23 protein-coding genes are annotated in these 20,037 nt (G+C 53.1%); 11 read left to right on the top strand and 12 right to left on the bottom strand.

Going from position 1 to position 20,037, the window contains the following annotated elements; all coding sequences use genetic code 11:
- Nucleotides 1–41: 41 nt before the first annotated feature.
- Both RHJ31_RS10720 and aroB read left to right on the top strand, forming a co-directional pair.
- Entirely contained in the window at nucleotides 42–1,307 is a 1,266-nt protein-coding gene (locus RHJ31_RS10720) for an AmpG family muropeptide MFS transporter (protein ID WP_302676570.1), read from the top strand.
- A 46-nt stretch (nucleotides 1,308–1,353) separates the two neighbouring features.
- Nucleotides 1,354–2,460 carry a 3-dehydroquinate synthase gene (aroB, locus tag RHJ31_RS10715; RefSeq protein ID WP_302676569.1) on the top strand — a complete coding sequence of 369 codons (1,107 nt, stop codon included), beginning with the start codon at nucleotides 1,354–1,356 and terminating at the stop codon, nucleotides 2,458–2,460.
- On the opposite strand, the gene RHJ31_RS10710 is transcribed toward aroB, so the two are convergent.
- Nucleotides 2,457–2,690 (bottom strand): hypothetical protein, encoded by a 234-nt coding sequence (locus tag RHJ31_RS10710; protein WP_206201373.1) that lies wholly within the window; start codon nucleotides 2,688–2,690, stop codon nucleotides 2,457–2,459. The two genes, aroB and RHJ31_RS10710, sit on opposite strands and share 4 nt — an antisense overlap.
- 257 nt (nucleotides 2,691–2,947) lie before the next feature.
- Here RHJ31_RS10710 and RHJ31_RS10705 point away from each other — a divergent pair, with 257 nt between their 5' ends.
- Nucleotides 2,948–3,382 (top strand): hypothetical protein, encoded by a 435-nt coding sequence (locus RHJ31_RS10705; protein WP_302676568.1) that lies wholly within the window; start codon nucleotides 2,948–2,950, stop codon nucleotides 3,380–3,382.
- Here RHJ31_RS10705 and nusB read toward each other — a convergent pair.
- From nusB to RHJ31_RS10660, 9 genes are all read right to left on the bottom strand, one after another.
- The gene (nusB, locus tag RHJ31_RS10700) at nucleotides 3,361–3,999 is read right to left on the bottom strand and encodes a transcription antitermination factor NusB (RefSeq protein WP_302676567.1); all 639 of its coding nucleotides are present in this window, start codon (nucleotides 3,997–3,999) and stop codon (nucleotides 3,361–3,363) included. The genes RHJ31_RS10705 and nusB overlap by 22 nt on opposite strands.
- A 24-nt stretch (nucleotides 4,000–4,023) precedes the next feature.
- A complete protein-coding gene (locus tag RHJ31_RS10695) occupies nucleotides 4,024–4,695 on the bottom strand; it encodes a DUF502 domain-containing protein (RefSeq protein ID WP_302676566.1) in 672 nt (223 codons plus the stop codon).
- Nucleotides 4,696–4,728: 33 nt separating this feature from the next.
- The gene (locus RHJ31_RS10690) at nucleotides 4,729–5,838 is read right to left on the bottom strand and encodes a M48 family metallopeptidase (protein ID WP_302676565.1); all 1,110 of its coding nucleotides are present in this window, start codon (nucleotides 5,836–5,838) and stop codon (nucleotides 4,729–4,731) included.
- Nucleotides 5,839–5,881: 43 nt separating this feature from the next.
- Nucleotides 5,882–7,015, bottom strand: a complete 1,134-nt coding sequence (gene dnaJ / locus RHJ31_RS10685) for a molecular chaperone DnaJ (RefSeq protein ID WP_302676564.1) — start codon at nucleotides 7,013–7,015, stop codon at nucleotides 5,882–5,884.
- 17 nt (nucleotides 7,016–7,032) lie between these two features.
- Complete coding sequence (gene dnaK, locus RHJ31_RS10680; RefSeq protein ID WP_302676563.1) at nucleotides 7,033–8,988, bottom strand: molecular chaperone DnaK; 1,956 nt, start codon at nucleotides 8,986–8,988, stop codon at nucleotides 7,033–7,035.
- A 169-nt stretch (nucleotides 8,989–9,157) separates the two neighbouring features.
- Nucleotides 9,158–9,697: a DUF2854 domain-containing protein gene (locus tag RHJ31_RS10675; RefSeq protein WP_206201380.1), complete on the bottom strand. Its 540-nt coding sequence runs from the start codon at nucleotides 9,695–9,697 to the stop codon at nucleotides 9,158–9,160.
- Between the two features lie 13 nt (nucleotides 9,698–9,710).
- Entirely contained in the window at nucleotides 9,711–10,202 is a 492-nt protein-coding gene (locus RHJ31_RS10670; RefSeq protein ID WP_206201381.1) for a YajQ family cyclic di-GMP-binding protein, read from the bottom strand.
- 2 nt (nucleotides 10,203–10,204) lie between these two features.
- Entirely contained in the window at nucleotides 10,205–11,491 is a 1,287-nt protein-coding gene (locus RHJ31_RS10665) for an ABC transporter substrate-binding protein (protein WP_206201382.1), read from the bottom strand.
- 142 nt (nucleotides 11,492–11,633) lie between these two features.
- On the bottom strand, nucleotides 11,634–11,990 hold the full coding sequence (locus RHJ31_RS10660) for a hypothetical protein (RefSeq protein ID WP_302676562.1): 357 nt from the start codon (nucleotides 11,988–11,990) through the stop codon (nucleotides 11,634–11,636).
- A 207-nt stretch (nucleotides 11,991–12,197) separates the two neighbouring features.
- On the opposite strand from RHJ31_RS10660, the gene petB reads away from it, so the two are divergent.
- Together petB and petD are read left to right on the top strand one after the other, a co-directional pair.
- The gene (gene petB / locus RHJ31_RS10655) at nucleotides 12,198–12,845 is read left to right on the top strand and encodes a cytochrome b6 (protein ID WP_011056639.1); all 648 of its coding nucleotides are present in this window, start codon (nucleotides 12,198–12,200) and stop codon (nucleotides 12,843–12,845) included.
- A 106-nt stretch (nucleotides 12,846–12,951) separates the two neighbouring features.
- The gene (gene petD, locus RHJ31_RS10650; protein WP_011056640.1) at nucleotides 12,952–13,437 is read left to right on the top strand and encodes a cytochrome b6-f complex subunit IV; all 486 of its coding nucleotides are present in this window, start codon (nucleotides 12,952–12,954) and stop codon (nucleotides 13,435–13,437) included.
- Nucleotides 13,438–13,494: 57 nt separating this feature from the next.
- On the opposite strand, the gene RHJ31_RS10645 is transcribed toward petD, so the two are convergent.
- Nucleotides 13,495–14,025, bottom strand: a complete 531-nt coding sequence (locus tag RHJ31_RS10645; RefSeq protein ID WP_302676561.1) for an NYN domain-containing protein — start codon at nucleotides 14,023–14,025, stop codon at nucleotides 13,495–13,497.
- Between the two features lie 396 nt (nucleotides 14,026–14,421).
- Nucleotides 14,422–14,895 (bottom strand): hypothetical protein, encoded by a 474-nt coding sequence (locus RHJ31_RS10640; RefSeq protein WP_302676560.1) that lies wholly within the window; start codon nucleotides 14,893–14,895, stop codon nucleotides 14,422–14,424.
- 175 nt (nucleotides 14,896–15,070) lie between these two features.
- Here RHJ31_RS10640 and RHJ31_RS10635 point away from each other — a divergent pair, with 175 nt between their 5' ends.
- The 6 genes from RHJ31_RS10635 to RHJ31_RS10610 all read left to right on the top strand — a co-directional run bounded on the left by RHJ31_RS10635 (nucleotide 15,071) and on the right by RHJ31_RS10610 (nucleotide 20,035).
- A complete protein-coding gene (locus RHJ31_RS10635) occupies nucleotides 15,071–16,522 on the top strand; it encodes an ATP-dependent DNA helicase RecQ (protein WP_302676559.1) in 1,452 nt (483 codons plus the stop codon).
- A gap of 120 nt (nucleotides 16,523–16,642) precedes the next feature.
- Entirely contained in the window at nucleotides 16,643–17,341 is a 699-nt protein-coding gene (locus tag RHJ31_RS10630) for an FxLYD domain-containing protein (RefSeq protein ID WP_302676558.1), read from the top strand.
- A gap of 35 nt (nucleotides 17,342–17,376) precedes the next feature.
- Nucleotides 17,377–18,162, top strand: coding sequence for an HAD family hydrolase (locus tag RHJ31_RS10625; RefSeq protein WP_206201387.1), 786 nt, complete (start codon nucleotides 17,377–17,379; stop codon nucleotides 18,160–18,162).
- Between the two features lie 65 nt (nucleotides 18,163–18,227).
- Nucleotides 18,228–18,509: a hypothetical protein gene (locus RHJ31_RS10620; protein ID WP_206201388.1), complete on the top strand. Its 282-nt coding sequence runs from the start codon at nucleotides 18,228–18,230 to the stop codon at nucleotides 18,507–18,509.
- Between the two features lie 150 nt (nucleotides 18,510–18,659).
- Complete coding sequence (locus RHJ31_RS10615; RefSeq protein ID WP_302676557.1) at nucleotides 18,660–19,226, top strand: DUF2808 domain-containing protein; 567 nt, start codon at nucleotides 18,660–18,662, stop codon at nucleotides 19,224–19,226.
- Between the two features lie 122 nt (nucleotides 19,227–19,348).
- Nucleotides 19,349–20,035 carry a 1-acyl-sn-glycerol-3-phosphate acyltransferase gene (locus tag RHJ31_RS10610; RefSeq protein WP_206201390.1) on the top strand — a complete coding sequence of 229 codons (687 nt, stop codon included), beginning with the start codon at nucleotides 19,349–19,351 and terminating at the stop codon, nucleotides 20,033–20,035.
- Nucleotides 20,036–20,037: the final 2 nt, after the last annotated feature.

Genomic DNA, 20,037 nt, shown 5'->3' with positions numbered 1-20,037 from the left:
GCTCTACACTAGGGCAAGTCTCAAGCAGGGGAACGACATGAATGGCGGGAATCGGCGCAGCTCTACGGGTGTTTCAAAGTCGCAAAATGGCAGCACTGCTCTTGCTGGGCTTTTCCTCAGGGTTGCCCCTGTTTCTCACCAGCCGAACACTGCAAGCATGGATGACCGTTGAGGGCATTGACTTGACCGCTATTGGTCTCTTTAGCCTCGTGGGGTTGCCCTACTCATTCAAGTTTCTCTGGTCTCCCTTACTGGATCGCTATACGATTCCCTTTTTGGGACGGCGGCGGGGCTGGTTACTGCTCATTCAGGTGCTCCTCTTGGGGGCGATCGCCCTAATGGCGGTACAGGATCCCAGTACGAGCCTACGGCTATTGGCAGTGAATGCCTTCGCCATTGCCTTTTTGAGCGCCAGCCAAGATATTGCGGTGGATGCCTATCGTGCCGATGTCCTAGAACCCCTTGAAATGGGGGCGGGTGCAGGTATTTACGTCCTTGGCTATCGCATTGCGCTCTTGGTCACGGGTTCCCTAGCCCTGATTCTTGCCGATCAACTGCCTTGGCCCGTGGTTTACGTCCTGATGGCGCTGCTGATGCTCGTGGGCATGGTCACGACCCTTTGGGCACCGGAACCCGAAGTCCATCCCCCGGCTCCTCCTTCATTGGCACAAGCAGTGATTCGCCCCTTCCTTGATTTTTTCCAGCGCTACGGCTGGGGAACAGGGCTGATTATTCTGCTCTTTATCTGCCTCTACCGCTTGGGGGATGCGCTCACAGGGAACATGATGACCCCTTTCCTGTTGCAGCAGGGCTTTAGCCAAACCCAAATTGGTGCGGTGCAAGGGGGTGTCGGGCTGATTGCCACCATTGTTGGTGCCCTTGCCGGCGGGGCGGCCATCAGTCAAATCGGTATTCACCGTGCTCTTTGGATCATGGGGGGATTGCAAGCTTCTAGCAATGTCTCCTACTTTGTTTTGGCCAATGCCGGTGCCAATCCAACGGTGATGGTGGCCGCCATTAGTATTGATAACTTCTGTGCCGGACTGGCGATCGCTGCTCTGACGGCTCTTTTAATGAGCCTCTGCAACCCTCAATTTAGCGCAACGCAGTATGCCCTGCTCTCTAGCCTTTTTGCCTTTAGTCGAGACGTGCTAGCAGCCCCTGCGGGCAAAGCGGCGGAGATCATGGGGTGGCCGCTCTTTTTTCTCTTTACAATTGGCGCTGCCTTACCCGCACTTCTCCTCCTGCCGTTTTTTGCCCCTTGGCAAGCGAAGCCGGCCTTTCCCCGCCCCGGCAGTGATGACTGAAAATACTTAAAAATACTTAATGTAGTTGTCCCCAGCAAATCCGACAATGACGACGCTGATTCCCGTTCCCCTTGGTGAGCACGCCTACCGAATTGCCATTGGTGCCAACACACGGCGGCAGTTGCCTGCACTGTTGGCCGAATATACGCCCTTGACGCCGAAAGCCCCTGCCCTCATCGTTTCCAATCCGCAAATTTGGCGGCACTACGGCACGGATGTGCAAGAGGCATTAACGCAAGCGGGCTGGCAAGTCACCCCCTGTATTCTCCCAGCAGGGGAACGCTACAAAACCCTCAGAACCGTTGAAAAGATTTATGATGCTGCCCTGAGTCAGCGTTTAGAGCGGGGTTCTACGCTCTTTGCCCTTGGTGGTGGCGTCATTGGCGACATGACTGGCTTTGCGGCGGCGACTTGGCTGCGGGGGATTGCCGTGGTTCAGATTCCCACCAGTCTCTTGGCGATGGTGGATGCGGCGATTGGTGGGAAAACAGGGGTGAACCATCCCCAAGGCAAAAATCTCATTGGAGCCTTTCATCAACCTCGTCTTGTGGTCATTGATCCCGATGTTTTGGCAACCCTGCCCCCCAGAGAATTCCGGGCTGGTATGGCAGAGGTGATTAAGTATGGTGTGATTTGGGATACTGAGCTGTTTGATTTGTTGAGTCAGCTGCCGCGTTTGGATCGCATGGCTGCTGTGCCTGCTGAGCAGTTGCTTCAAATCCTACAGCGTTCCTGCCAAGCGAAGGTGGATGTGGTCAGCAAGGATGAGCGGGAAGCGGGTCTGCGGGCCATTTTGAATTACGGGCACACCATTGGCCATGCCCTTGAAAGTATGGGCAACTATCGCCTTTTGAATCACGGCGAGGCGGTGGCCATTGGTATGATTGCCGCTGGAGAACTGGCGGTGGCCTTGGGGTATTGGTCAGTAGAAGCCGCCGCCGCCCAACGGGCATTGATTCTCAAGGCAAAGTTGCCGACCATGATCCCGGCTCACTTTGATGTGGAGGGACTGCTGGCACTCTTAGAGCATGACAAGAAAGTTCAGGCGCAGCAGGTGCGGTTTATTCTCCCCACCGCCATTGGCCATGTGGACATTTTTGATCAGGTACCGACCGACTTGATTCGGGAGACGCTTCATCGCCTCCAAGCCTAGCTAGGGGGCGCCGTATCTAGCAGCGCTTTTTTGGTTGCTTTCAGTTCTTGCCAAAGGCGTTTAATTTGCTCATAGGCTTCCTGAGGGGAAAGCTTGCCACTGTTTTCGAGACTGGAAATGTAGCTCACTCGGGTCGCAAACTCCTGTAAGTTGGCATCAAATAAAAAGTTTTCGGGTGTAAACTCACCGTGGTAACGGCTGTAGGGATGTAAAAATTCGTATTTATTCATTGCTTACCTATCCTTTTTCTCAGGGGTTAACCTATTCTTAACTTCATTTTAACCATTTTCTCTCGGATAACTGTAGCTGCCGCAACAAAACAGTGATCTCGCTGGGGGCAAAACGGCGCTTTGTTAACAACTATGGGCAAAAGATTAAGCATTATTAACTTTGATTGATCAAATAAAGGAGACTTATCACACTACATATACGAGAGTGATCCCTTGCGATCGCTAGATATCAATGCTGTGATTTAGGAAATGGATAAATGATGCACGGACTCTCCTTGGCTCCCCGTTATCGCTTAGATGATGTTGATCCTTGGCTTCTGGGAATTGATCCCAGCCGTCATTATTGGCTGCAAGTCAATGGGGATCCCCAGCAGCGGGTGGCCATTCCGGGGGTCTGTGTCCAGAGCATCTCGGAACTACGGGAGATTATGGACGCGGTGCGATCACTCCTACCGGGGCAGCAGTTGCAAATTCAGCGAGCAGCCACCTGTTTAGAAATTCACTGCGTGGCTGAAAATCTGCTGGCGATCGCCCACCATGTTGACGGTGCCCCTGTTTGGCATCTCTTTGATCGCGAAACCCTCGAAAGTTTAGTGATCAGTGCCCATCCCCACTGGCAATGTCGGCCTGAGGATGTGGAATTGGGGCGGCAGCAATTGTGGCAGTCGTTTCAGTTACCAGTGGCCGCTTGAGCCGTGTCAAGGGCTTCACTGATCCGCCGCAGCACACCATTGATAAAGCGGTAGCTGCCCTCATCGCTGTAGCGTTTGGCCAGTTCGATCGCCTCGTTGATGGCCACTGGCTTGGCCACGTCAAGATAGCGCATCTCTGCGACGGCCATTTCAATAATGGCGCGATCTAAGTGCGTCAGTCGCTCCAGTTGCCAATCCACCATTGAGCGATTCACCAGTTCTTGAATCTCCGTTTGGTGTCGCTGCAAACAGCGCAGTAGGGCGATCGCGTAGGCTTGAACTTCCTCTTGATGGGCAAAGTAGAGAATTTCGGGTAAATCGAGGGCAGCACCTATTTTGTTCAAGCCCTTTTCCGCCCGATTGAGGGCATCTTGAAGCACCATCTGTGCCTTTTCGAGGTGGGGCAACTGAAACTCGCTATGGTTGAGCAGTCGCTGACTTTCACTGAGTTCAGTGCCGGCCTGTTCGAGGGTATCGCGCACATCACTCGCCAGCGTCCGTACCGCCATCAGGATCAAGCTGCGGCAGTCACTTTCATCGAGCAGTTTCGGTTGGCGTAACACTTGAGCGGCACTGAGCAACGCCAATTCACGGGCAACACGACGAGCAGTAATCATGGGTACATCCTCAAAAACGAGTTCTTAACGCAACGACGCAGGGGCAGGGGACAAGCTTGAAGGGGGAACTGATCCCGGTGTCACAATCCCCCCGGAAATAATTAACTTAAAGGCATCCTCGATCGAAATATCCAAATCTCGCACATCCCGCTCACTGGCAATCACATACCAACCGGTGGTGGGGTTAGGCGATGAGGGGATAAATAGACTCAACATTGGCTCGGAAAAGACCGTTTGCAATGAACCATTAATCGTGCCAGTGACAAAGGCCACGGCCCACAGACCCGACCGCGGGTATTCTACGAGCACCACTCGGCGAAAGCGATCGCGCGAGTCCCGCAGAATTGTCTCTAGGAGTTGTTGCAGCACTTTATAAATGGTGCCCGCCAAGGGGATGCGCTTGAGAATGCTCTCACCTGTGTTCAACAGCCACTGGCCAAAGATATTGCGTGCCATCAAGCCAATGAGCAGGATCCCTGTTAAGGGCACCAAAATCCCCACCGCCACATTGAGCAGATCCACCAACAGGGGGTGCCATGTTTTGAAGGGGTTCACCTGCTTAGGAATACGGGTGAGGAGATCCAAGACCCAACTGGAGACAGAAATCGATAGCCAAATCGTTGTTGCCAGCGGGATCACCACCAGCAGACCAGCAATGAGATCATTTTTAATTGCTTGTTGGAGTCGGTGCAACACAGATACTCGCACGAGCAGACTTCTGTTTCTAGCTTAGCGGTTGCTGCCACTGCGGTCACGGTGAAAGGCCAAACTGCTGTAGAGCATGAAGGCGGCATCCCAAGGACTGTCTTCACGGCGAAAGAGGTTAATGTGGGGGGGAATTTTACTCAGGAGTTCGCTAAAGTCCAAAGCAGTTTCAGCAAAACTGGTAAAGTCTTGCCACACGGGGCGATCGCCACAGTGCTGCTGCCACAGACTCGATAACTGCCGCCACTTCACCCATGAGGTATTTTGATCCAAATCCAAATCACTCTGGATCACCTCTGCCACGTGATTGAGGGGAATCCCTTGGTGAAACTGGTAACCGCCGCGATAAAAGCGCAGGATTTGATTTTGCTGAAACAGGTGAAGATCACAGCACTGGGCATGATCCTGAATTTGTTCTTTACGGGTAACTTTTCCTTGGCGATCGCGATCGAACACTTGCTCAAAAATCGGCAGCAACCCCTCTACCCGCTGGCTGACCTGTGACCAAGTAAACGTTAACTCCACTGGCTCTGGCGAGAGCGAACTGGTACACACCACACGCGGCTGTGGCTCCAAGGCCACAAAATAACGCACCTGCAAGACGGGTGTGGCTGTCAGTGCCTCAAAGGGGACACAAAAGAGGGTAAACCCCTGCTGTTTCAGTTCTTGGCAATAGACGGTGAGTTCCGCAAAATTGCCCGTGCGGATCAAACGCCAGCCCCGCGACGGAATCAACAGTCGCGCCGTGTAGGGGTCAATCTTAAACATGGTGGCCAAAAGACGGGCAAGGATCGTCCGCTGCTCAGAGGCAGCCACCCCCTCCAAAACCAGAACGCCCTGCTGCTCGACTCCCACCACGGCATGGGTTGCTAAAATCGCCTGTTGCCGCTGCCGTTGGCGAATTTGCTCAATTTTTTCAAGGCCGCGCCGAGCCATTTGCGTCAGCTTGGGGCCACAGTTCAGCCGCAGTAATTGGCGAAAGTCTGACTCTGCCTCCTCTAGCCGCTCTGTCTTGAGATAGAGTTGACCTCGGCACAGGAGGACACGGGGATCCTCAGGAGGCAAGGTGGCCAGCAATTTTTCTGCCTGTTGGAAATTTCCTTGATCCAGTGCGGTCAAAACCTCAGTCAGCATGGCCAGCACCCCCAACGGTTTTTTCTATTTTAGGCAACGCGCCCTAACCACCAAATAAGCTGCCGAGGAAGCCCTCTAGACCGCCTTTGCCCATACGCTCGCCGCGAATCTTGGCCAATTTCTCCAGCAGTTCTCGCTCTTCATGGGTGATATGGGTGGGAATTTCGACATCAACGGTAATGAGGTGATCGCCCCGCGCCACAGGATTGCCCACCCGGGGGACGCCTCGGCCTTCTAGGATTAACACCGTACCGGGTTGAGTACCTGCGGGAATCTTCAGTTCTGCTTCGCCATCCACGGTACTCACGGGAATCCGACAGCCAAGAATCGCTTGCAGGTAGCTAATTTTAATCCGCGATAGGATGTTGTTGCCTTCGCGCTGAAACTCAGGATCGGGTTCGACAAACAGATACACATAGAGATCGCCGGGAGGGCCTCCGCGCAGACCGGCATCTCCTTCCCCTGAGACCCGCAGCCGCGTGCCATTGTCCACCCCCGCAGGAATCGTAATTTTCAATTTTTTGCTGACTTGGATGTGGCCTTGGCCACCACAGGACTCACAGCGAGATTCAATCACTTCCCCCGAACCGCCACAGGTTGGACAGGTGGTCAATTGGGTAAAACTGCCGAAGGGAGTGCGTGCCGATCGCCGCACTTGACCAATGCCGCCACAGGTACTACAAGTGACTGGCCGTGTGCCGGGTTTGGCCCCTGTGCCTTGACAGGTTTTACAGGTTTCCAAATGATTAATGCGAATTTCCTTCTCACCGCCAAAAACAGCTTCGCGAAATTCTAGTTTGAGGTCATAGCGCAGATCTTCACCGCGGGTTGGCCCCTGCGACCGCCGCCCACTGCTGGTAAATCCACCAAATCCACCCCCAAAGAAGGTTTCAAAAATATCGGCGAAGCCGCCCATGTCACCAATGCCAAAGTCACTGAAGCCAGCAGCCCCGACGCCACTGACCCCGGCTTCACCAAAGCGATCGTAGTTGGCTCGCGCTTGGGGATCCGAGAGCACCTCGTAGGCGCGGTTGATTTCCTTGAACTTTTCTTCAGCGCCCGGTTCTTTGTTGACATCGGGGTGATACTTGCGAGCCAAGCGCCGATAGGCTCGTTTTAATTCTTCAGCATCCGCAGAGCGTGAGACACCTAAGATCTCATAGAAATCACGAGCCATAGCCACCGTTACCTAAATTAATCAACCGCTTCATAATCTGAAACAACTGTTTCTTCATTATCGCTGATTATTGTGGCATCACTATCTAAAACTTGAGTGGCTTGGGAACTAATCGTAGCACCCCCCATTGTCGGGGTTGAGGTCATCATGGAACCGCCTGCGGTTTGTTGATAGACCACCGTTCCCAAGGTCACCAAGGCCTGCTGCAGGGCTTCCATCCGCTTGCGAATTTCATCGGGGGTAATATTGTCATCCACCATTGCTGCCTGCATACTCTGAACCACCGGCTCAATCCGTGCCCGTAGATCGGGAGTTAATGTGATGCCATGGTTTTTGATGGTTGATTCATAGCTGTACAGCAGGGCATCGGCTTGGTTGCGCAGTTCGGCAATCTCTTTCTTGATTTGGTCGGCTTGGGCATAAATCGTTGCCTCTTGGCGCATGCGCTCGATTTCCATACTGCTGAGGCCACCGCGATTGGTAATGCGCACACTTTGTTGGCGACCGGTGGCGCGATCGACGGCAGACACACTCAGGATACCGTTGGCATCAATATCAAACGTGACATCAATTTGCGGCACGCCGCGAGGGGCAGGGGCAATGCCCGTGAGCTCAAAGCAGGCCAGTTGTTTATTGTCTTTTGCCATCGGGCGCTCCCCTTGATAGACAGCAATTTCCACGACCGTTTGGCCATCGGTAGCCGTGGAAAAGGTCTGCGTCTTACTGGTGGGGAGGGTGGTATTACGTTCGATGATTTTGGTAAAGACACCGCCAAGGGTTTCCAACCCCAGAGACAGCGGGGTGACATCTAGGAGCAGGAGATCTTTGACCGTTGTTTCCTTGCCCAGAATGCCGCCTTGAATGGCTGCCCCTACGGCAACGGCTTCATCAGGATTAACGGAGCGATCGGGAGTTTTGCCACAGAATTCCTTCACCAACTGCTGAATGGCAGGAATACGGGTTGAGCCACCGACAAGTAACACCCGATCAATCTCTTGAACCGTCAAACCGGCATCGGCGATCGCCTGCTGCATGGGTTCGAGGGTGGCCTGAACCAAGTGGGCGCAGAGTTCCTCAAACTTACTGCGGGTGAGTTCCATTTCAAGGTGCTTAGGCCCTGTTTCATCAGCCGTAATAAAGGGCAGGTTAATGGAAGTGCTCAGGGTGCCCGATAACTCCACCTTGGCTTTTTCAGCCGCTTCGCGGAGGCGTTGCAGTGCCATTTTATCTTTCGAGAGATCGATCCCCTCCTGCTCCTTAAAACAGGCCAAGAGCCAATCAAGAATACATTCGTCAAAATTATCGCCCCCTAGGTGGTTATTCCCTGCTGTGGAGCGCACCTCAAAGACGCCATCCCCCAGTTGGAGAATCGAGACATCAAAGGTGCCCCCGCCCAAGTCAAAAACCAAAATGGTTTGATCTTGATCCTGCTTGTCGATGCCGTAGGCTAAGGAGGCCGCCGTTGGCTCGTTAATAATGCGCATTACCTCAAGGCCGGCGATCGCCCCCGCATCTTTGGTGGCTTGGCGTTGCGCATCACTAAAATAGGCTGGCACAGTAATGACGGCTTGGGTCACGGGTTCCCCCAGATAGGCTTCCGCATCCTGCTTCAGCTTTTGCAGGATCATGGCAGAAATTTCTTGGGGGGTATAGGTGCGATCGCGAATCTGCACATCCACCATGCCATCGCGACCCGGCACACAGGTATAGGGCACGCGCCCCCGTTCTTCAGCGGTTTCCTCCCAGCGGCGACCAATAAACCGCTTGATACTGAAAATCGTGTTCTCGGCATTGGTGACAGCTTGCCGTTTCGCCAGTTGACCCACCAACCGTTCGCCCGATTTGCCAAAGGCAACAATACTGGGGGTGGTGCGCCCACCCTCGGCACTGGGGATCACGACGGGATTCCCCCCTTCTAAGACTGCCACACAACTATTTGTGGTTCCAAGGTCGATGCCAATGACTTTACCCATAGCCGTAATCGCCGTTTCCAAAAATGCGTTGTCAGGAGGAGACTGCTTGCAAAAAAGTCTTACTCTTTAGGCTAGAATGCCGCAATGATGATGCTATCGTAACACCTGAATTCAGGGCAAAACGGTTTACCAATCATCTTAGGCAAGTGGAACAGGGTTGACCACAGGCTTACTCGCGAATCAGCGCCACTGCCACACGGTTGTTTCCCTGATCCGTCATGCTGACACGAATATTGGGGCCAAAGAATGTCTGCATCTTGGCTTGCTTCGATTGCCACACCTCAAGGGGAACCGCCGGGGAGTCAAATTCTAAAATTAATGTATAAGCACCGTCTGTTAAGGTCTCGGCGATCGCCACCAAGACAGGGCGCTCGGCATCAGAGGGGCTCAGGCCTAAACTGGCCAATGTGCTATCTAAGTGTGCTTCTTGACCGTAACGATAACGGGTGACATCCTTACGGATTTGCGTTTGGGTGGGGGTTGCTTGGGCACGGCCAGCGATCGCCTCTGGGGTTGGGGCTTCACGATAGGGCACCGGTTTGAGTTCTGCCGCTTTGAGTGCCAAGCCGCCTAAGAGCAGGGGCACACCGTAGAAAAAGCCCGCTAGATTCAAGGTGGCATTCCCTGTGGCATAGGCCACCACTCCCACCACCGTCAGCAGTGAACCGACAATTAACCCCAACGTTCCCAGCGATACAGACCCCAACATGACCCTTTAACCCCTAGCGGTAGTTCGTAAATTGTAATGGCACGGGGTAATCCTCAGTTTTCAGGCGCTGGATCACTGCTTGTAGATCATCCTTTGATTTGGCACTGACCCGTACCACATCCCCTTGGATCGCGGCTTGCACCTTCTTAAATTCATTGCGGATAAGCTTGCTAATCTCTTTGGCTAGTTCTGAATTGATCCCGCGCCGCAATTTGATCAACTGTTTGACCCGTTGACCACCCGCTGCTTCCACAGGCCCATAGTCAAAAATTTTCAGAGACAACTGCCGCTTCGCCGCCTTCTGTTGCAGAATCGTTTGCACTGAATTGAGCGTAAATTCACTATCGGTGTGAATTGTCAGTCCCTCTTTTGTCAGTTCAAGGGTGGTCTGGGTATCCTTGAGGTCATAGCGGGCTTTGATCTCTCGCTCCGTTTGATCCACTGCATTGACCAGCTCTTGCCAGTCAAAATCACTCACAATATCAAAGGAAAATGTGCTTGCCATGCCTAGGGTTTTTGGGGATTCACTTGACCAATTACCTTTAATTTACCGTCATCAGTGACCTGCCAAATGTCATAGACCCCGACAACATCGCCATTTTCATCAATATCGACATTGCCACTGGCGCCTTGATAGTTGATTTCTTTGCCTTCCCGCAGTAAAGCCAGTCCCTTGCACACATCATCCACTTCTTCCCCCGGTGCGTTGGCCACATCGCGCAATTTGCTGCGAATCCCTTCACCCGTATTTTGTCCTGCGGCCTGTGCAGCTAGTACAAGGAGCGCGGCGGCATCCCAAGTCTGAGCACCAAAGGCCGGCAGATCGCTCCCTTTTTTAGCACGCCACAGTTCTCGCAGGCGACTCAGGGCTTGACCATCGGCGCCGGGAACGGTTCCCTTGGCACCGGCAATAATGTATTTGCCATCGGGAGTACGGCCCACTTGCTCAGGGAAACTTTCGGACTTGACGCCATCGGTGAGGAGAATGGCCACGTTTTGGGTGAGACCTTGCTCAAAGGCGGATTTCAGGAGCAGGCTACCCGTTTCCGGATACAAAATAGCCACCACCGCATCGGGGTTCCCGCTAAAAGCGGCAGCGGCTTCTGTTGTGAAGGTGGTTGCCCGCTCATCATAACGGGTGGGGCGGTCTTCATTGATCACGGTTCCCCCTAGGGCTTTGAAAGCGCGGGTAAATTCCTGCTCAAAGCTGCGGCCATAGTCATTGTTGATCACCACAGTGGCGACTCGTTGATACCCCTGTTCTTTGGCCAGTTGGGCAAGGGCTTGGGCTTGGTAATTGTCGGGGGGAGCAGTGCGTGCCCAATAGCCGTTAAAGTCTCCTTTCTTGGCGCGTTCAGTCAGGAGTGTACTCGTACTGCCGGGGGAAATTAGCATCACTTGACCGCGGGTGGCAATATCGGCGGCGGCATTGGAGACACTACTGCCAAAAGAACCAACGACTCCGGCAACTCGGTCAATCTCCACCAACTTCGTCATCGCTTCTGCCCCAGAGGCAGGATTGGATTGATCATCAGCAGCAATAAGCGTGACGGGCTGGCCATTAACACCACCACAGGCATTCACCGTTTCCACCAGCAGGGGGACAACTTCAGCTATAGGGGTTCCCACCGAGGCTAAGTCGCCGGTTGAGGGCAACAATGAGCCAATCCGCAGCCCCTCACCCGTTGGGGTTGTGGTGGTGGTGTCTGCCTCGCAGGCGCCAATGGTAAAGAGGAGGAGTAATCCTGCAAAAATCTTGGCAGCTGCCCATCCGCTTGACGGCTTCTGACCCATAGCTATACACCCTCACAATTTGTCAGCATGCTACTGCAACTGCGGGAATCTTGCAATGCGCAGAGAGGATACCTTGCACAAAAAAAGGGGCATTCCCACATCAACAGCCCCTTTACATCCAATGCTCTGTGGATGAGGTTTCCTAGGTAGAGGGACGAACTTGCCGCGCCATATTCAAGAAGGCAGCCATATTAGCCCCCGGACGACGCCGCGCAAAACGGGTGTAGGGAACACTGGGGGTGACAGGGGTGGGTTCTGCGGGAGCTGTGGCAACGGGGGTGGGTGCGGCGGCAACGGGTTGAGCGGGTTGAGGAGCAGGAGCAGGTTCAGGGGTCGAGGCAGGTTCTGCCGCTTTAGTAGGGGTTGGCGGTGCAGCAGGGGCAGCCGTGCTCTTATCTAATTCAATGTAAAACTCGCCCTTTTTGCCCAAACCAAAGAGTTTCGCGATTGCCCCCAATAGGCCAAAAATCGCACCAAAGAGTTTCTTCAACAGATTCATCTCAAAGCCTCCCAAGCGGTCGTTGTGAGTAAGGTAGCAGAGGAGACAGCCCCAAGTTAGCATCCTGAAGCTGTTGAGACTTTATTATCGGACGCTCGGTGGCGCCAATCAACCTGAGAGTGCCGGTAACTCAATATGGAAAGTCTGAGAGGGCATATGTTACATTTTTCAAAGTAAAGCAGCGGTTTCGCAGGACTAATCACTGTTATGAACAAAGTTTACGACTGGTTTGAGGAACGCCTCGAAATTCAGGCGATCGCTGACGACATCACCAGCAAATATGTGCCGCCTCACGTAAATATTTTTTACTGTCTGGGTGGCATTACCCTCACCTGTTTTTTAATCCAATTTGCCACGGGCTTTGCCATGACGTTTTACTACAAACCGACGGTGGCTGAAGCCTTTGCCTCTGTGCAGTACATCATGAATGAGGTCAACTTTGGCTGGTTGATCCGCTCCATTCACAAGTGGTCGGCCAGCATGATGGTCTTGATGATGATTCTGCATGTCTTCCGCGTCTATCTTACCGGTGGCTTCAAGAAACCCCGCGAACTTACTTGGGTGACGGGTGTGGTCTTGGCGGTGATTACCGTCAGCTTTGGGGTCACGGGCTACTCCCTGCCTTGGGATCAAGTGGGCTACTGGGCGGTCAAAATCGTTTCCGGTATCCCTGCGGCGATTCCCGTGGTGGGCGATCAACTGGTGGAACTAATGCGCGGTGGTGAAAGTGTCGGTCAAGCCACACTCACTCGCTTCTATAGCTTGCACACCTTTGTGCTGCCGTGGTCGATCGCCGTCTTTATGCTGATGCACTTCCTGATGATTCGTAAGCAGGGCATTTCGGGTCCCCTGTAAGCCAAGCATCAAGAAATGTAACAGAGCCTGCTCTTTTCGGCAGTTCCACTTGTTATGCTCCAAGTAATCTCCCCCCTTGCTGACCCTCTAGGAGAACGATTGATTTATGGCAAAAGTTTTGAAAAAGCCTGATTTAACGAATCCGGCGCTGCGGGCAAAACTGAAAAAAGGCATGGGCCACAACTACTATGGCGAACCCGCTTGGCCCAATGACCTGCTCTATATCTTCCCCGTGGTGATTATGGGCACGATCGCCCTTGTGATCGGTCTAGCGGTGATGGATCCTGCCATGGTCGGTGAGCCAGCGGATCCCTTTGCCACCCCCTTGGAAATTTTGCCGGAGTGGTACCTCTATCCCACCTTCCAGATTTTCCGGGTGGTGCCCAACAAGCTGCTGGGGGTGCTCATGAATGCCTCCATTCCCTTGGGCTTGATGCTGATTCCTTTCATTGAAAGTGTCAACAAGTTCCAGAATCCTTTCCGTCGTCCTGTGGCCATGACAGTCTTCCTCTTTGGCACATTGGTGACGCTATGGCTGGGGATCGGTGCTGCTTTCCCCTTGGATAAGTCGCTGACTCTCGGCCTGTTCTAGGCATCTTAAGAAAACACCTCATTTGCTTGCGCATCTGGCGATCGCTGGGTGCGCTTTTTAGTTGGGATTTTGCGAGTCAGTTTTTTCAATAAAGGGCCGAATTTCGTTCAAATCAATGTAGCGATCGGTGGCATTGCGCAGCTCACGGGCAATCATCCCTTCGGTGGAAACAACCGTAATGTGGGTGTTTTTGGAGCGCAGGAGTTCGATCGCCCGCTCAAAATCGCCATCGCCACTAAAGAGAACGACGCGATCGTACTGACCGACGGTGTTGAACATATCAATCACAATTTCAATGTCTAAATTGGCCTTTTGGTAATACTTGCCTAGGGTCTCGTCGTAATATTCCTTCAACAGCTTTGTGCGCACCGTATAGCCAAGGTTAATGAGGGCATCGCGAAACGAACGCTGATCTTGTATGTCCTTGAGGCCGGTGTACCAAAAGGCGTTCACCAATACAATGTTGGGGTCACGGGTAAAAAATTCGAGAACACGACGGGGGTCGAAAAACCAGCCATTTTTCTGCTGGGCATAGAACATATTATTCCCATCGATAAAAATTGAGAGCCGTTCTTGATGGGGAAGCATAATTAGGGAGAACCTATAGATCAGTGATGTATGTGTAATAGAAGAACCGTTGATAGAAGTTTGAATAGGCGATGGGTTTTATACATTCTATAGGAGAGAATTTGACAGGATTCAAGGGAGCAAGAGCTAGTCCTTCAACAGGTAACAAGATAAAAAGAAGGTAAAAAGAAATATACGATAAGTTTTGCGATCGCTCGTAATCAGAAAAGTAAAAGTTCGCCAATGGTTCAGTGGGAACACTTTTAAGAAAAAGAAAACATTTATTAATGCTTTTTAACCACTGCAATCTATTTTAATGGAACTGCATAGCGGATGCTATAGTTTTTTCTTTGGCGATCGCCCCTTAAACACCAAAAAAGGGGGCAGTGCCCCCACGGGTTCACTTTGCGGCTGAATCTAGTAGAGGGCACGTACCGGCGGAGCTGGCATCACCGCTGGGGGGGGTGGGGGGGCAAAGAAGGGTTGTTGCGGCGGCGGCAGTGGCGACTCCACCATCAAATTGCAGGGAAAGGGCGTACCGTACATCGAGGTACAGAAGGGACTATCAAGATCACGGGTGCGCACAGGGGGTTGATTGCTTTGCTGATACCACGCATCCGTAGAAACGTAGTTGATCCGCCGTGCCCGATTCACAATGTCATTATCCCGATAGGTGGGAAGCCCAAACGTAAAGGCCGCGTCGCCAGCGATCGAATCATCTTGCCAGTACCCCTGACTGCCATCAATACGATCAAAAGCCTGCGGCAAGGTGGGCTGACTGACAGGAAATTGTTGGGGATTGACGGGTTGGCGGCGGCTTTGGGCAGTTGCCGGAGCGACCACCGCTGCCAACATTGCCACGCATACCAGCGGCACAAATTTCATGCCCATAGGTTCATCTCCATAAGCGTTTTACACTTCGGCAACAGTGATAGGCCTAAAGGGTCTTAGGCATCCTAGGATTTCTTGCTTAAAATTATTCTAAATTCACTCCTCTTGCTGTTCCCAGAAGACTGTGCCGCTTTTTGCAACGCTGAGACTTCTCATCAAGGCTTAAGCCAGTGCAATGCCGGATGCCGATTTAGATCTCATACAGGCCGCCCTACAACAATACTGGGGCTATTCTGAGTTGCGATCGCCTCAAGCAGAGGTGATGACGGCACTCTTACAACGGCGGGATGCCTTAATTGTCCTCCCTACCGGAGCGGGCAAAAGTCTCTGTTTTCAATTGCCAGCAGTGCTTCAGGGCGGATTGACGCTGGTGATCTCGCCGCTGCTTGCCCTCATGGAAAATCAGATCACTGAATTGCGGCAACGGGGTCTTGCGGCAGCAGCCTATCATAGTGAACTGCCCAGCCGCCAACGCCGCCAGATTCTCTCGCGCCTAACCCACTACCGCCTGCTGTATCTTTCGCCGGAGTCCCTATTTTCCAACCCCCTTTGGCAGTGCCTCTGTGCAGCACCGATTCAACTCAATGGCTTGATTGTGGATGAAGCCCATTGCCTTGTACAGTGGGGCGATCGCTTTCGACCCGTTTATCGTCGCTTGGGAACGGTGCGGCCTGCCCTGCGCCAATGTAAACCGCTGCACCCCCGGCTGGCGATCGCTGCTTTTACTGCTACCGCCGATCCCAATGCCCAACGCACCCTCATTGAGGTTTTAGGTCTAGAGCAGCCTGTGCAGATCATTCACAGCCCCTATCGTGCCAATCTCCATTTAGCCGTACGCTCTGTGTGGAGTCGGGGGTATCGCCGCCATTGTCTCCAGCAATTTCTCAAGCAGCAGGGCAGAACCTCAGGCTTGATCTATGCCCGCACTCGCCGCGACTGTGAAACCTTGGCCACTTGGCTTCAGGAGCAGGGGTACCGCACCACCGCTTACCATGGCGGACTGCCGTCAGCACAGCGACGCCAAATTGAGAGCGATTGGTTGCAGGATAAGCTACCCTTTGTGGTCTGTACCAATGCCTTTGGTATGGGGGTGAATAAACCCAATGTGCGTTGGATTTGCCACTATCAGCCACCCCTGCAACTCAGTGAATACCTCCAAGAGGTGGGACGCGCTGGGCGAGATGGCCAACCAGCACAGGCACTGGCCTTGGTGAGCGATCGCTGGGGTTTAGATCGCGAAGATCAACAGCGTTGGCACTTTTTTCAGCGCCAAAGTCAAGATACTTACAATCGCGCCATGGCACTTCAGACGCATCTGCCCCTCAGGGGTAATCTTCCGCAACTGCGACAACACTTTCCTGAGGTGGAACTGACCCTAGCATTACTGCATCAACAGGGGGCACTCCGCTGGCAAGACCCTTTTCACTATTGCCGTCAACCCTTAGCACAGGTGCCACCGCCGCCCAAAGACACTCAAGAACAGTTGATGCAAGAGTTTCTCTATCACCGCGGCTGCCGCTGGCAGTTTCTCCTCCAAGCCTTTGGTTTTGCCACTGAGGCAGGGGGATTGCGTTGTGGCCATTGCGATCGCTGTCGGCCTGCGAACCGTACCTGTAAAATACCGTGAATTCACAGATTTGTATCACTGGGACTTTATGTACACTGGCACATAGAACGGTAGGTTTACCATCGGTAGGTACAGGTTTCCCAGCAGTCATTCTGTTGCCACAGGGTAGGGGTTGTGGGCATGGGGCTACTACAAGTTGAGCAAATTCGCGAAACACTTCAGGATGTGCTTTCAGAACACGCCGTTGTTGTGCAGGTGAACCAGTTTCGCAACCAATTAAACATTGTTTTGAACAAACCCCCCGGCACCGTTGCCCACTATTCTGCCTTGGTGGGTCTCCTCAAATCCCGCTTGGGACAGTTTCACCTCGACGATATTGCTCGCATTAAAATTATTGGCCGCATTCAAGGTTCGCCTAAACCCGATTGGGAAGAGGTCATTGATCTACGCCCCCCCAACCCAGCCCTAGCTGCCCCTGTGTATGCTTCCTCGGCTCCGTGGGTGGTGGCGATCGCCGCTGGGGTTGTGAGTTTACTAGTGATCTTTAGCTATCATCTCGGTCAGTGGCAGCAACAGCAACGCATGCAGCACTTGATTGGCGGTACCCTTGCGCAACAAGGCGTCACTATGGCCGATTTTAAGTGGCACATCGAGGGCGGTACACCGTTTATTGTGGGCGTTCTGAAAAACTACAGTGAAGAGCACTTGCGCATGATTCAGGCGGACTTTGAACTTTTTGACAAGGCAGGGCAGCGGGTCGGCGCCGTTTCGGTACAGGTTTATGGCCTTGGCCCTGAGGAAACTTGGCACTTCCGTGAACCCGTGGGCAATCATCAGGCAGTGCGAGCACGACTGGTAAAATTACAGTCATTCCATTAAGTTTTCCCCTAAAAGGGGTAGAGTAAAAACCCTCTATGGCTCACCTCAACGCCCTGATTTTTGACGTGGATGGCACCTTGGCGGACACTGAGCGGGATGGCCATCGCATTGCCTTCAATAAAGCCTTTGCTGCGGCAGGCCTGGATTGGGAGTGGGATATTCCTCTCTATGGTCAACTGCTGGCGGTGGCGGGGGGTAAGGAGCGCATGAAGTATTACCTTGATTGCTTTCGTCCCGATTGGCCACGTCCCCAAAATTTGGATGCCCTGATTGCCGACCTGCACAAGGCGAAGACCCGCTACTATACGGAGCTATTGGCAGAAGGGGCGATTCCCCTGCGGCCGGGGGTGAAACGGCTGCTCACTGAAGCCCGTGAAGCAGGATTACGTTTGGCGATCGCCACCACAACCACCCCTGCCAATGTCACCGCACTCCTTGAAAATGCCCTTGCTGCTGATGGCGTCAGTTGGTTTGAGGTGATTGCCGCTGGGGATGTGGTGCCCGCCAAGAAACCTGCGCCCGATATTTACTTCTACACCCTTGAAAGAATGCGCCTCTCGCCCCAAGAGTGCCTTGCCTTTGAGGATTCCGCCAATGGGATTCAGGCAGCCACCGCCAGTCGCCTAGCGACCATTATCACGATCACCGACTACACCAAGGATCATGATTTTCGGGATGCAGCGCTTGTCTTGGATTGCTTAGGGGAACCCGACTACCCCTTTCAAGTGATTCGCGGTGAAGTGGGCTGGACCACCTATGTGGATGTGCCCCTATTGCGATCGCTCCACCAACAGTGGACAAGTACGTTGAGTCACCGATGATTTTCTGGCCACAGCGTTTTACAGTGAAGAATATACGAACCTAGCCTGAGTGATTAAAGAACGCAATGTACACGATTGATTTAATTCTGCGTCATGTCCCCATGCCCGTGAGCATTGAACGCAAGGAAAGTGCCGCAGCGACAGCAGTCTATCAGCAAATTCAGCAGGCGATGGCCAGTGGCACCCCGACTGTCCTCGAACTGACGTGCGATCGCCAAGTGGGCAAGAAGTTAACTGTCCTCACCTCAGAAATTGTGGCCGTACAGATGGCGGATAAGGATGCCCCCTCCAGTGTCGCCAGCCGGGGGGGATTCTTTGCTCAGTTGGTGCAGCAAACCAGCAATTAAGTAAAAATCTCTCAATAAAGTTTAGTTTTTCTTCGCAATGGTGAGTCTTTGCCGTTAGGATACTAAGCAGACTGATCCGTAGGGGAACGTTGAGCGAATCCTCCCCGTCTGAAAGTCAGGTATCTGTGGTGTGTCGTAATAGGGTTGTCTATGGTGAAGCGTTTCCTACCGGTTCTGATTCTGTTGGGGTGTAGTCTTGGTCTTGTGACCCCTGCCCTTGTGCGAGCCCAAGTCAATCAGGGTTTTACCTTCACTTGGGGAGATGGTCCCAGTGGACGGCAGCAACTCCAGTACCATTTAGAAAACGGTACGCCCGGCTTTATGGGCGATCGCTACTGGCTGCGCTTGGGTGAACAAAAAGTCGCGATTAATCGCATTAACATTACTTATCCCGATTACTACAACGGCATTATTGATCCTAGGGGTATCGAGGTACGGGTGGGGGGCGATCGCGGGAATCGCTTTTTTCAATTCCGCCGTAATCTTGGCCAAAAAATTGAACTAGCGGAGGTGTCCCTTGACCGCGATAACCGCGTCATTGACATCGTACCCGCAGAGGTCATTCCCGCAGGCACGCCAGTACAAGTTGTCTTAAACAATGTCCGCAATCCCAATCATGGCGGGATGTTCTACTTCAATGCGCGCATTGGCTCCCCCGGCGATATTCCCCTGATGCGTTATATCGGAACTTGGATTCTGAGTATTGCCAATAACTAAGCCAATAACTCACTGGAACTCAATTTGCCAATTTGCGAACTGGTTCGCCATCCCTAGCCAGATTGGGGCGATCGCCCGAGGCTAGTCTTTGTGTGTCACAGCCGGTTCACTCTTCACGCCTGATGCTAGATTCTGTCAAGTCTTCATTCCCCCACATTTCGCCTCTCCTCACTCCCCTGATGTACCGTCTGGTGGGGGATATTGTCCTGCGGCGCTATTTTCGTACCCTTGAGGTGCAAGGGCAGGAGCAGATACCCAAAAGGGGGCCCGTGATCTTGGCACCCACCCATCGTTCCCGTTGGGATGCGCTCATTATTCCCTATGTGACGGGACGGCGGGTGAGTGGACGCGACCTCTACTACATGGTCTCCCACGATGAAATGCTGGGACTGCAAGGCTGGGTAATTGGTCAGTGTGGTGGTTTTCCCGTCAATACCCAAGCGCCTTCGGTGAGTGCCTTGCGGACAGGTGTGGAACTCCTGCGGCAGGGACAGGCCTTGGTGGTCTTTCCTGAGGGCAATATCTTTCGCGATCGCCAGATTCATCCCCTAAAGCCGGGCTTGGCGCGTTTAGCCCTTCAGGCAGCTCAGCGCTGTCAAGAAGCGATCCAGATTCTGCCGATTTTACTCGATTATGCTCAGCCCTATCCGCAGTGGGGAAGCGAGGTCAAGGTGATCATTGGTGCTCCCTTGAGTACGGGCAATTACAATGTTACCCACCCCAAAAGTGCTGCCCAAGAACTGACGAGTGATCTTTTGAGGGCACTGCAGCAGCTTCAAGAGGGGCGATCGCTCCTGTGTTTGGCTTGAAT

The organism is Thermosynechococcus sp. JY1331 (assembly GCF_031583475.1).
Classification (GTDB): Bacteria; Cyanobacteriota; Cyanobacteriia; order Thermosynechococcales; family Thermosynechococcaceae; genus Thermosynechococcus.
The sequence above is the reverse complement of the archived record's forward strand: the minus strand, read 5'-3'. Positions and strand labels throughout refer to the sequence as shown.